This is a genomic window from Rathayibacter sp. AY1B4, from assembly GCF_002932815.1.
Classification (GTDB): domain Bacteria; phylum Actinomycetota; class Actinomycetes; order Actinomycetales; family Microbacteriaceae; genus Rathayibacter.
Map to the genome: position 1 here is coordinate 21,768 of NZ_PSWN01000030.1, position 12,301 is coordinate 34,068.

The window sequence follows — 12,301 nt, forward strand, 5'->3', positions numbered from 1 at the left end:
CGCACTCCGCCGACCGTCGCTTAGGCTCTCTCGAATGAGCACCACCACGTCCGCCGACCGCTCCGCCCGCGGCAGGCCGCGCCGCCGTCGCGGCCTCTGGATCACGCTGATCGTCCTCCTGGTCCTGCTGATCGGCGCCGTCGTCGCGGTGCTCCTCGGCGTGCGCACCTACGACAAGGCGATGACCGTCCGCGACAAGCTGACCGAGGCGATCCCGCTGGTGTCGCAGGTGACGGACAGGCTGACGACGTTCGACACCTCCGGTGCGGAGGAGACCGCGGGCCGGATCGCGACCCTCACCGGCGAGGCGCGCGACGAGACCGAGGACCCGGTGTGGCGGGTGATGGAGGTGGTGCCCGTCCTCGGGCCGAACCTGTCCGCGGTCCGCGCCGCGACCGAGATCGCCGACGACGTCTCCGGCCGGATCGTCACGCCGCTCTCCACGACCTCGCTCGACATCCTCAAGCCCGTCGACGGCAGGGTAGACCTCGCGGCGATCACCGAGCTGTCGCAGAAGATCACCGTCGCCAAGGAGGTCGTCGACGCGGCGCAGACCCGCGTCGAGGGCATCGACCGCGGTCCGCTGGTGCCGCAGGTCGCCTCGGCCCTCGACTCCTTCACTCCGCAGCTGGCCACCGCGACCGCGGCGATGGAGCAGGTCGAGCCGCTCACCGCGATCCTCCCCGACTCCCTCGGAGCCTCCGGCCCGCGCCACTACCTGGTGATGTTCCAGAACCTGGCGGAGTCGCAGGCTCTGGGCGGCGGCGCGTCGTCGGTGATGCAGCTCGACGTCGACGGCGGCGCGATCTCGATCGGCCGTCAGCTGGGCAGCGGCGACTTCCGCGGTCTGGCTCCCGTCACCGTCGACCAGAGCGCGCTCGACACCATCGGCGAGAACATGGCGACGACCTTCAACGTCTCGACCAGCCGCCCCGACTTCCCGACGGCCGCCTCGATCGCCTCGCAGTTCTGGGCGCAGAAGTTCCCCGAGCAGAGGATCGACGGCGTCCTCGCGATCGACCCCGTCGCCCTCTCCTACCTCCTCGGCTCGACCGGGCCGGTGACCCTCACCGACGGCACGGTCCTCACGAGCGAGAACACCGTCTCGACCCTGCTCAACGAGGTCTACTTCCGCTACCCGGAGTCGGTCGTGGCCGAGCGCACCGACGAGTTCTTCTCGGAGGCGAGCGCGACGGTCCTGGGCAAGATCCTCGGCGGGGAGATGGAGCCCACGAAGATGCTCCCGGCGATCGTGAAGGCGGTCGACGAGAGCCGCATCCTCGCCTACAGCTCCGACGCCGACGAGCAGGCGCTCCTCGCGCCCACGCCGATCGCGGGGGTCCTGCCGCAGACGACGACCGACGGCACGACCACCGGAGTGTTCTTCCAGGACGCCTCGGGCGGCTCGAAGATGGACTACTACCTGAGCACGGCGGTCACGCAGTCGAGCTCTGGCCGGTGCGCCGCCTCCGGCGCGGTCTTCACCACCTCCGTCACCGTGACCAACACGATCTCGAAGGCGGTCGCTCGGACGCTGCCCGGCTACGTCGCCGCGGCCGGCGGGCGGGGTGCGTACCCCCTGGGCGACTTCGTCACCAACATCTACGTCTACGGCCCTCCCGGGACCACGGTGTCGAGCGCGGCGTGGACCGACGGCACCGGCTACGGACCCGAGAGCCTCGACGACCTCGGCCGTCCCGTCTCGAAGGTCGCCGTGCAGCTCTCGCCCGGCCAGTCCGAGACGTTCGACGTGCAGTTCAGCGCCGGCGACGCCTCCGGCTTCGGCGGCCAGACCGTGCGGGTGACCCCGATGATCAACCCCACCGCGGTCACGCTGAACGACGAGCCCGCCTGCGGCTGACCTCGCCGGCGGTCGGCGCCCCGGGTCGTGCTGGACCAGCGCCGAGCACGCCGACCGTTGACGCACCTCCGGGTCCGTGCTGGACCAGCGCCGACCGCTCCGACCGCTGACGCGCCCCCGGGTCGGTGCTGGACCAGCGCCGACCGCTGACGCGCCCCCGGGTCGGTGCTAGACCAGCGCCGAGCCGGGGATCGAGCTCGTCACGAGCGAGGAGGCGAGGAACGCGGTGGCGATGCAGAGCACGAACCCGATGACCGGCACGAGGAACGCGCGTCGGCCCACGAGGTAGCGCACGACCGTCACGGCCACGGCGATCAGCGTCAGCGCGGGCGGCCCGATCAGCGCGATCGAGACGCCCCAGTCGATCCGGTCGAAGTCGCAGGCGAAGTTCTGGCCCTCGCACTGCGCGGGGAAGACCGAGAGGATCGCGGCGAGGTAGCCGAGTGCGATCGTGAGCAGGCCGAGGGCGAGGCAGCCGAGGATCGAGAGCACGAGGTCCCAGCGGCGCCGGCGCGGCTTCCCGGCGGCGATGATCTCGCCCACTGAGCGGTAGGCGTCGGACCGGAACTCGTCGTGCGCGGCTCCGGGACGGGCGGTCGCAGGACGGGCGGTCGCAGGGCGTGCCGTCGCGGGTCGGGCGGCGGGGCGGGAGGCGCCGGCCGAGGCGGCCTCGGCCCGCGCGCGCTTCTTCTTCGACGAGGCCATGCTCAGAAGATCATCGGGCGGTCGTCGTCGAGGGTCGTCTCGAGGTCGAGGTCGACCACCACCGGGACGTGGTCGCTCGGGGCGTCGCCCTTGCGCTCGTCGCGGTGGATCGAGGCGCCGGTGACGAGGTCGCCGAACGCGGGGGAGCCGAGCACGAAGTCGATCCTCAGCCCCTCGTTGCGCGGGAAGCGGAGCTGCTTGTAGTCCCAGTAGGTGTAGCCCTCGGGCACGAGCGGGCGGACGACGTCGCGCAGGCCCGCGTCCTCGAAGGCGGCGAAGGCGGCGCGCTCGGGGATCGAGACGTGCGTGGATCCGGGGCCGAGGCTCGGGTCGCCCACGTCGCTGTCGAGCGGCGCGACGTTCCAGTCGCCGACCAGGGCGAGCGGCAGGTCGGGCTCGGCGGCCAGCCACTCGCGGGTGCTCGCCTCGAGGGCCGCGAGCCACTCGAGCTTGTAGAGGTAGTGCGGGTCGTCGACCGCGCGGCCGTTCGGGACGTAGAGGCTCCAGACGCGCACGCCGTCGACCGTGGCGCCGATCGCGCGGGCCTCGAGCGGGTAGGAGCCGTCGGCCGCCGCCTCCTTCGCGAAGCCGGGCATGCCCGGGAAGCCGATCTGCACGTCCTCCATCGGCAGGCGCGAGGCGATGCCGACGCCGTTCCACTGGCTGAGCCCGACCATCTCGAAGTGGTAGCCGGCGTCGGCGAAGGCCTCGTGCGGGAACTGCTCGGGCTTGCACTTGAGCTCCTGCATGGCGAGGACGTCCACGTCCTCGCGCACGAGCCAGTCGACGACGCGGCCGGTGCGGGCCCGGATGGAGTTCACGTTCCAGGTGGCGATGCGCATCCTGGAAGTGTAGGAGCCGCCGCCGACACGTCTCCTGCGCGTCCTCCGCGCGTCCCGGCGGCCGCGGGCCGGGGGAGTCATCCCCTCGGCGGATTGCGGAACCGGTGTCGGTGGTCGATGGTTGTCTAGCGCCGTCCCGACCGGCCGTTCGTCGCGCCGTCCGGACGCCGCCGTCGCCCGCGCCGTGCGGGCCCGACGGGCTCCCCGGCGCTCCGCGCTCCCCAGCCCGGTCCCCTCCCCTCCCGCTCCTGCTCCGCCCCTCCGGAGGACCCATGATCCTGCTCCGCCTCGCCTCCGCCTACGCGAAGCCCTACGCGCGCTGGGTGGCCGCCGTCGTCGTGCTGCAGCTCGTCGCGACGCTCGCCGCGCTCTACCTCCCGAGCCTCAACGCCGAGATCATCGACCAGGGCATCGGCCGCGGCGACACCGACTTCATCTGGGGAACCGGCATGACCATGCTCGGCGTCTGCGTCGTGCAGGTCGCCGCGGCGATCGGAGCCGTCTACTTCGGCGCCCGCACCGCCATGTCCGTCGGCCGCGACCTGCGCCGCGACGTCTACCGCCGCGTCGACTCGCTCAGCGGGCTCGAGGTCGGCGGCTTCGGCACGGCCACCCTGATCACCCGCGGCACGAACGACGTGCAGCAGGTGCAGATGCTCGTGCTGATGACCCTCAACTTCATGGTCTCCGCGCCGATCATGTGCGTCGGCGGCATCGTCTTCGCCCTGCGCGAGGACGCCGGCCTCTCCTGGCTGGTCTGGGTGTCGGTGCCGCTGCTGTTCGTCGTGGTCGGCTTCCTGGTGTTCCTGCTGCTGCCGCTGTTCCGCCTCATGCAGGACCGGATCGACGGGATCAACAGCGTGCTCCGCGAGCAGATCACGGGCATCCGCGTGGTGCGCGCCTTCGTGCGCGAGCCGTTCGAGTCCGAGCGGTACCGCAAGGCCAACGCGGCGATCACCGAGGTGTCGATCAAGGTCGGCAACATCTTCGTGCTGATGTTCCCCGCGATCATGATGATCCTGCACCTGGCCACCGCGGCCGTGCTGTGGTTCGGCGGGCAGCGGGTCGACGCCGGTCAGATGCAGGTGGGCTCGCTCACCGCGTTCCTGCAGTACCTCCTCCAGATCCTCACCGCCGTGATGATGGGCGTCTTCATGGTGATGATGATCCCGCGCGCGGTCGTCTGCGCCGAGCGGATCCAGCAGGTGCTCGACGCCCGCACCAGCCTCACCACACCCGAGGGCGGAGTCCCGACGCCCGCGCGCGGCCGCGTCGAGTTCTCCGGGGTCGTCTTCGGCTACCCGGGCGCCGAGCGCCCCGTGCTCTCGGGCATCGACATCGTCGCGGAGCCGGGCCGCACCACGGCCGTCGTCGGCTCCACCGGCGCCGGCAAGACGACCCTGCTCGGCCTCGTGCCGCGCCTGTTCGACCCGCAGGAGGGCAGCGTCACGATCGACGGCGTGCCCGTCCCCTCCCTCGACCGGGCGCAGCTCGCCGAGGTGATCGGGCTCGTGCCCCAGCGCCCCTACCTCTTCTCGGGGACGATCGCCTCGAACCTGCGCTTCGGCCGCCCCGACGCGACGGACGCCGAGCTGTGGGAGGCGCTGCGCATCGCCCAGGGCGAGGACTTCGTGCGGAGCAAGGAGCACGGGCTCGACGAGCCGGTCTCGCAGGGCGGCACCAACGTCTCCGGCGGGCAGCGCCAGCGGCTCTGCATCGCGCGCGCCCTCGTCGCGAAGCCGCGGGTCTACCTGTTCGACGACTCGTTCTCGGCGCTCGACGTCGCGACCGATGCGCGGCTGCGGGAGTCGCTGGCCGACGCCACCACCGACGCGACCGTGATCATCGTGGCCCAGCGGGTGTCGACCATCCGCCACGCCGACCAGATCGTCGTGCTCGACGCGGGCCGCGTCGTCGGCCGCGGCACGCACGACGAGCTCCTCGAGACGAACGCGACCTACCGCGAGATCGTCGAATCCCAGCTGAGCGTCGAAGGAGTGTCCTGAGATGGCGCGCACACGCGACACCACCGCCCCCGAGGAGACGACCTCCCCCGAGCCCGAGTTCGAGCCCGGCGAGGGCGACGGCGGCATGTTCGGGGACGGGCCGCCCGCCCGCAAGGCGCAGAACTTCTGGCCCTCGGCCAAGCGCCTCTTCTCGCTGCTCGGCCCCGAGCGCGCCCGGATGGTCCTCGTGGTCGCCCTGGTCTCGCTGTCGGTCGTCCTCACCGTCATCGCGCCCAAGATCCTCGGGCAGGCGATGGACACGATCTTCAACGGCGTGATCGGCTCCCAGCTCCCCGCCGGCGTCCCTCTCGAGCAGATCATCGAGCAGCAGCGCGCCTCGGGCAACGGCACCTTCGCCGACATGCTGGCCAAGACCGACATCGTGCCCGGCGCGGGCATCGACTTCGTGGTCCTCGGCCGCCTGATCATCATCGTGCTGCTGATGTACGTCGTCGCGTCGGTGCTCATGTGGGCGCAGGGCTACATCCTCAACGGCCTCGTGATGCGGGTGGTCTTCGACCTCCGCCAGGACATCGAGGCCAAGCTCAACCGCCTCCCGCTGCGCTTCTTCGACACCCGGCAGCGCGGCGACGTGATGTCGCGCGTCACGAACGACGTCGACAACATCCAGACGGCGCTGCAGCAGGCCTTCTCGCAGCTGGTGCAGTCGGTGCTCACCATCATCGGCATCGCCGCGATGATGTTCATCGTCTCGTGGCAGCTCGCGCTGATCGCGCTGATCTCGATCCCGCTCTCGGGCGTGATCGCGGGAGTGATCGGCGCCCGCTCCCAGAAGCTCTTCGCCGCCCAGTGGAAGAACACGGGCGCGCTCAACGGCCACATCGAGGAGACCTTCTCCGGGCTCGAGATCGTCCGCGCCTTCGGCCGCGACCGCGAGATGCTCGAGGAGTTCGACCGCCGCAACGACAGCCTCTACACCGCCTCGTTCGGCGCCCAGTTCGTCTCGGGCATGATCATGCCCGCGATGACCTTCGTCTCCTACCTCTCCTACGTGCTCATCGCCGTGGTCGGCGGCCTGCGGGTCGCCTCCGGTCAGCTGACGCTCGGCGACGCGACCGCGTTCATCCAGTACTCGCGCGAGTTCACGCAGCCGGTGACCCAGCTGGCGAGCATGGCGAACATGCTGCAGTCCGGCGTCGCCTCGGCCGAGCGCACGTTCGAGCTGCTCGACGCCGAGGAGCAGGAGCCGGAGACGGCGACCGCGTCGCTCCCGCAGCGCACCGACGGCCACGTGGAGTTCGAGGGCGTCTCGTTCTCGTACGACCCGGAGCAGCCGCTGATCGAGGACCTGACCTTCTCGGCGCAGCCCGGGCAGACGGTCGCCATCGTCGGTCCGACCGGGGCGGGCAAGACCACGCTGGTCAACCTGGTCATGCGCTTCTACGAGCTCACCGGAGGGCGCATCCTGCTCGACGGCGTCGACATCACGAGCCTCGCGCGCGGCGATCTGCGCTCGCGCGTGGGCATGGTGCTGCAGGACGCGTGGCTCTTCCAGGGCACCATCCGCGAGAACATCCGCTACGGGCGGTTGGACGCGACCGACGAGGAGATCGTCGACGCGGCGAAGGCCACCATGGTCGACCGCTTCGTGCGCCAGCTGCCCGACGGCTACGACACGGTGCTGGACGCCGACGGCGGCAGCGTCTCGGCCGGCGAGCGGCAGCTGATCACGATCGCGCGCGCGTTCCTCGCGAACCCGTCGCTGCTGATCCTCGACGAGGCCACCTCCTCGGTCGACACCCGCACGGAGCTGCTCGTGCAGCATGCGATGAACGCGCTCCGCACCGACCGGACCTCGTTCGTCATCGCGCACCGGCTCTCCACGATCCGCGACGCCGACACCATCCTGGTGATGGAGTCGGGCCGGATCGTCGAGCAGGGCGCGCACGAGGCGCTCCTGAAGCAGCGCGGTGCCTACTACGAGCTCTACATGACACAGTTCCGCGGAGGGGGCGACGAGGCGGGCGAGCACGCCGCAGCGGGCGCGCTCCCGAGCGGGGGAGGGGTCGCCCCGTAGAGTAGGCGCGTGACCGACGCACGCCAGCAGCTCATCGAGTACATCGGCTCCGACGCCGTCTTCCACGGGGACTTCACCCTCACCAGCGGCAAGAAGGCGTCGTACTACGTCGACCTCCGCCGCGTGAGCCTCGACCACCGCGTCGCACCGCTGATCGGGCAGGTCATGCTCGACCTCATCGCGCCCATCGAGCGCGTCGACGCCGTCGGCGGCCTCACCATGGGAGCCGACCCGATCGCCGCCGCGATCCTCCACCAGGGCGCCGCCCGCGGTCTCGCCTACGACGCGTTCGTCGTGCGCAAGGAGCCCAAGGACCACGGCCGCGGCCGGCAGGTCGAGGGCCCCGACCTCGAGGGCAAGCGCGTCGTCGTCGTCGAGGACACGTCCACCACCGGCGGCTCGCCGCTGAAGGCGATCGAGGCCCTGCTCGAGGTCGGCGCCGAGATCGCAGGAGTCGCCGTCGTCGTCGACCGCGCGACCGGTGCCCGCGAGATCATCGAGGACGCCGGCTACCCGTACTTCGCCGCGATCGGTCTGGCCGACCTCGGCCTGAGCTGATGGTCGACGAGGGGGGACGCGGCGGGGGCCCGGGAGGCAGCGAGCACCCGGAGCCGGAGCGCCGCGGGTCCGAGGGCCGCGAGCCGGAGGGCCGCGAGCCCGAGCCTGCCGGATCGGAGACCTCCGAGCCGGAGCGACCCGAGCCGGAGCGACCCGAGCCGGAGCGTCCCGTCGGCAGCAGCGAGTGGCTGCTGCAGCAGCTCAGCGGCGGCCGCCTGAAGAGCATCTTCGATTCGCCCCGCCCCGTCCCTCCCGTGGAGGAGTCGCGCGCGGAGCGGACGTCCGGTCCTGCTGAGTCCGCAGCCGACGAGGCCCACGCGTCAGCGGAGGAGCGGAGCGTTGCGAGCGAGTCGGCCTCCTCCGCCGACGCGGCCGGACCGTCTTCGAGCGACCGCGACTCCGACACTGCGCCGCGCCGTGCCCCTGCCGCTCCGGTCGGCCTGTGGCCGGGGGAGCCCGTGCTGAGCGCGACGCCCGCCGCCGAGGAGGCCGACGGCGACCTCCCGAACCCCGCGGACGACTCCGCTCGGGTGGAGGAGCAGGACGCCGACGCCGACCGCGGAACGGTCGTGGAGCCGGAGCGCTCCTCCGACCGCGACGGCGTCTCCGCCGAGGGACGGAGCTCTCCGGGCGACGACACGGGAGTCTCCGACACGGGAGCCCGCGCCATGGGAGTGCACGAGGCGGGTGCCCGCGAGGCGAGTGCCCGCGAGACGGGTGCCCGCGAGACGGGTGTCCGCGAGGCGGGTGCCGGTGGGACGACTGCCCGCGAGACGAGTGCCTCCGACGAGGACGACTCCGACGAGGACGCCTTCGACGCGTTCTTCGCCCCCCTCCGCGACGACAACGCCGACGGCTCCGGCTCCGACGCCTCCACCGATGCCGGCCGCACCGAGGTGCACCGCCGCGGGGCGGACTCCGTGCGCCCGGTCCTGCCGCACACCGACCCTCCCGCCGACCTGCCGACCGCCCCCGCCGGACTGCGCAGCGCGCACCGGCCGGACGACGAGCCCGATGCCGGATCCTCGACCGACGTCGACCCGGCGGGCCGCTCCGGCGTCCCCTCCCCCGCCGACGGACGCCCGGTCGGCGCCACCCCGCCGACTCCGCGCGAGCCGACTCCGCCCGCCGTCTACGAGTGGCCCGACCCGCGCGGGGACTGGGACCAGCCGCCCGTGTGGGAGCAGGTCGTCGCTCCGCAGGACGAGCCCGACGAGGACGGCGGCGACGAGGAGCTGTGGCGCGAGACCGCCGGCGCCTACTCGTGGAACCTCGAGCCGGCCGCCGAGCCCGCCGACCGCGCCGCGCCCGCGCCCTTCCGCACCGCTCCCGCGGCCGCCCACGTCAACGCCGCTCCGCCACGGAAGCGCCGCTCCGCCCGGTCCCGACCCGAGAGCCGCGAGCGCGACTCGGCGCCCGCCGGAGCGCCCGCATGGCGCACGCTCAGCCGACGCCGGCTCCTGATCGGCCTGATCGCTGCGGGTGCGGTGATCCTCCTCGCCGGGCTCTTCGCGATCGGCATCGCCGTCGGGAGCGCCGGCGGCCGGGCCGAGCCGCAGGCCGCCCCGGTCGTCAGCGAGACGCCCACGGCGGAGCCGACCCCCTCGCCCACGCCGACCGCGACCCTTCCTACCGTCGGACCGCTGCCCGTCGGCACCTGGGCCTGGAGCGCGCTCCTCGGCGGCGAGTGCGTCGAGCCCTTCGACTCCGTCTGGGCGGAGGAGTTCACCGTCGTGGACTGCGCGGGAGCTCACTCCGCCCAGCTCGTCGCCACCGCGGAGCTGACAGACGCGGCGTTCCCCGGCCAGGACGCCCTGGCCGTCACCGTCTCCTCGCTCTGCCAGGCGCAGGGCGTCGTGGACGTCGCCGCGGCCGAGACCTACGGCGACGTGCAGGTCGCCGGTGCGTTCCCCGTCACACAGGAGCAGTGGGACGCGGGCGAGCGCAGCTACTACTGCTTCGTCGACCGGGCGGGCGGCGGCGAGCTGACCGGCTCCCTCGCCGGCACTCCCGCGGCCTGACGCGCGCCGTCGCTCGGGCCTCGGAGGATGCCGCCGGGCACCGGCCCGGTGCACCCGGCCGAGCCGCGGAGCGCCCAGTAGGATCGCTCGTCGTGCAGGAGAACGAGGCGACCCCCGCGACCGGACCCACCGCCTCCGTGGAGCTCACCACGAACGGCGTCGGCCCCTGGCAGGGGGAGTGGCCCGAGGACGACCGCCTCGACCCGGAGCTGCTGGAGCGCGGCGACGCGCGCAACGTGGTCGACCGCTTCCGCTACTGGCGGATGGACGCGATCGTCGCGGAGCTCGACCGCACGCGGCACCCGTTCCACGTCGCGATCGAGAACTGGCAGCACGACATGAACATCGGCTCGATCGTCCGCAGCGCCAATGCGTTCGGCGCGGAAGGCGTCCACATCGTCGGCCGGCGGCGCTGGAACAAGCGCGGCGCGATGGTCACCGACCGCTACCAGCACGTCCAGCACCACGAGACGGTGGCCGACCTCGTGCAGTGGGCCGGGGAGGCGGACGTGCCCCTCCTCGCCGTCGACAACGTCCCCGGCTGCGTTCCGCTCGAGACCTACCGGCTCCCCGAGCGCTGCCTCCTGCTGTTCGGGCAGGAGGGACCCGGCCTCTCGGAGGAGGCGATCGCCGCCTCGGAGGCCGTGCTCGAGATCACGCAGTTCGGCTCGACCCGGTCGATCAACGCCTCGGCGGCGGCAGCCGTCGCGATGCACGCCTGGGTGCTGCAGCACGTCCGCTTCTGACCCCCCGCGAGCCGCGGTGCCGTGTCAGGAACCGGCGCCCGGCCCGCTGCCGGGCCGCCGGGACTCAGACCGCTGAATCCGGCGGGAACTCCGACTCCAGCGGCTCCGACGACAGGAGCTCGTGCACCCCGCTCAGCACCTCGTCCGGGCGGAACGGATAGCGCTCGATCTCGGCCTCGTCGCTGATCCCCGTCAGCACCAGCACGGTGTGCAGGCCCGCCTCGATGCCCGCGACGATGTCGGTGTCCATCCGGTCGCCGATCATCCCGGTGTTCTCGCTGTGCGCGCCGATCTTGTTCATCGCCGAGCGGAACATCATCGGATTCGGCTTGCCGACGACGTACGGATCCTTGCCCGTCGCCTTCGTGATGAGCGCCGCGATCGCCCCCGTCGCCGGGAGCACGCCCTCGGCGCTCGGCCCCGTCGCATCGGGATTGGTGACGATGAAGCGCGCACCCGCGACGATCAGGCGGATCGCCTTCGTGATCGCCTCGAAGCTGTAATTGCGGGTCTCGCCCACGACCACGTAGTCCGGCGCCGTCTCCGTCATGATGAAGCCCGCCTCGTGCAGCGCGGTGGTGATCCCCGCCTCGCCGATCACGAACGCGCTCCCGCCCGGCTTCTGCGACGCGCAGAAGTCCGCCGTCGCCAGAGCGCTCGTCCAGATCCGCTCCTCCGGCACGTGCAGCCCCGACCCGCGCAGCCGCGCCGCCAGATCCCGCGGCGTGAAGATCGAGTTGTTCGTCAGCACCAGGAACGGCGTGCCCGAATCGGTCCACTCCTGGATCAGCTCGGGCGCGCCGGGGAGCGCCTTGTTCTCGTGCACCAGCACGCCGTCCATGTCCGTGAGCCAGGCCTCGACTTCACTGCGGTTCGTCGCCATGGGTCGATGCTATCGGCGGCACCCCCGCGCACGACGGCGACGACCGGCGAACCGCCCGGCTCCCTCCGCTGACGCCCCTGTGGAGGGACGACCGCCGTGCGCCGGACGGCCGGACCCCGGACCCGCACAGCCGCGAGCGGGATAGCCTGGGAGGCATGAGTGGCGAGAACCTGCTGGGCCCCGAACCGACCCTCCTCCCCGACGAGCCCGCGGTCACCGCGGCCCTCGCGAAGCACGCGAACCCGGGAGCCGTCGAATTCGCCGCCCTCGCCGCCGCCCACCCGCGCTCCCCGCTGGCCTGGGCACTGCTCGCCGACAGCGTCTGGGGCATCGACGCGGCCCTCCCCTCCTACGCCTACGCCCGCGTCGGCTACCACCGCGGCCTCGACCTCCTCCGCGGAGCCGGCTGGCGCGGCCAGGGCCCCATCCCCTGGCGCCACGGACCCAACCGCGGATTCCTGCTCTCCCTCTACGCCCTCCGCCGCGCCGCCGACTCCCTCGGCGAGACCGAGGAGGTCACCCGCCTCACCCAGTTCCTCCAGCAGGCCGACCCGATCGCCATCGAGGAGATCGAGCGGTACCACGAGGACGCGTTACCCCCTACCGCCGCCATCATCATCCTCGGCAACGACTAGGCGGCG

The 12,301-nt window shown here is 72.4% G+C and carries 10 protein-coding genes; 7 read left to right on the forward strand and 3 right to left on the reverse strand.

Annotated elements, in window-relative coordinates:
• The first annotated feature begins 34 nt into the window (after nucleotides 1-34).
• Complete coding sequence (locus C5D66_RS15280) at nucleotides 35-1,861, forward strand: DUF4012 domain-containing protein (RefSeq protein ID WP_104256592.1); 1,827 nt, start codon at nucleotides 35-37, stop codon at nucleotides 1,859-1,861.
• Between the two features lie 168 nt (nucleotides 1,862-2,029).
• Here C5D66_RS15280 and C5D66_RS15285 read toward each other — a convergent pair whose 3' ends face one another.
• Together C5D66_RS15285 and C5D66_RS15290 are read right to left on the reverse strand one after the other, a co-directional pair.
• Nucleotides 2,030-2,566 (reverse strand): hypothetical protein, encoded by a 537-nt coding sequence (locus C5D66_RS15285; RefSeq protein WP_104256591.1) that lies wholly within the window; start codon nucleotides 2,564-2,566, stop codon nucleotides 2,030-2,032.
• A 2-nt stretch (nucleotides 2,567-2,568) separates the two neighbouring features.
• Complete coding sequence (locus tag C5D66_RS15290; protein ID WP_104256590.1) at nucleotides 2,569-3,408, reverse strand: exodeoxyribonuclease III; 840 nt, start codon at nucleotides 3,406-3,408, stop codon at nucleotides 2,569-2,571.
• Nucleotides 3,409-3,680: 272 nt separating this feature from the next.
• Between C5D66_RS15290 and C5D66_RS15295 the strand changes: the two genes are divergently transcribed.
• From C5D66_RS15295 to C5D66_RS15315, 5 genes are all read left to right on the forward strand, one after another.
• Nucleotides 3,681-5,414, forward strand: a complete 1,734-nt coding sequence (locus C5D66_RS15295) for an ABC transporter ATP-binding protein (RefSeq protein WP_104256589.1) — start codon at nucleotides 3,681-3,683, stop codon at nucleotides 5,412-5,414.
• Between the two features lies 1 nt (nucleotide 5,415).
• Nucleotides 5,416-7,452 carry an ABC transporter ATP-binding protein gene (locus C5D66_RS15300; protein WP_104273943.1) on the forward strand — a complete coding sequence of 679 codons (2,037 nt, stop codon included), beginning with the start codon at nucleotides 5,416-5,418 and terminating at the stop codon, nucleotides 7,450-7,452.
• Between the two features lie 9 nt (nucleotides 7,453-7,461).
• On the forward strand, nucleotides 7,462-8,010 hold the full coding sequence (gene pyrE / locus C5D66_RS15305) for an orotate phosphoribosyltransferase (RefSeq protein ID WP_104256006.1): 549 nt from the start codon (nucleotides 7,462-7,464) through the stop codon (nucleotides 8,008-8,010).
• On the forward strand, nucleotides 8,010-10,031 hold the full coding sequence (locus C5D66_RS15310; RefSeq protein WP_104256005.1) for a septum formation family protein: 2,022 nt from the start codon (nucleotides 8,010-8,012) through the stop codon (nucleotides 10,029-10,031). Before pyrE ends, C5D66_RS15310 begins: the two co-directional genes overlap by 1 nt.
• A gap of 92 nt (nucleotides 10,032-10,123) precedes the next feature.
• On the forward strand, nucleotides 10,124-10,777 hold the full coding sequence (locus C5D66_RS15315) for a TrmH family RNA methyltransferase (RefSeq protein WP_104256004.1): 654 nt from the start codon (nucleotides 10,124-10,126) through the stop codon (nucleotides 10,775-10,777).
• 64 nt (nucleotides 10,778-10,841) lie between these two features.
• Here the strand turns inward: C5D66_RS15315 and C5D66_RS15320 are convergent, their stop codons facing one another.
• A complete protein-coding gene (locus C5D66_RS15320) occupies nucleotides 10,842-11,660 on the reverse strand; it encodes an HAD-IIA family hydrolase (RefSeq protein ID WP_104225721.1) in 819 nt (272 codons plus the stop codon).
• 155 nt (nucleotides 11,661-11,815) lie between these two features.
• On the opposite strand from C5D66_RS15320, the gene C5D66_RS15325 reads away from it, so the two are divergent.
• Complete coding sequence (locus tag C5D66_RS15325) at nucleotides 11,816-12,295, forward strand: DUF3151 domain-containing protein (RefSeq protein ID WP_104256003.1); 480 nt, start codon at nucleotides 11,816-11,818, stop codon at nucleotides 12,293-12,295.
• Nucleotides 12,296-12,301: the final 6 nt, after the last annotated feature.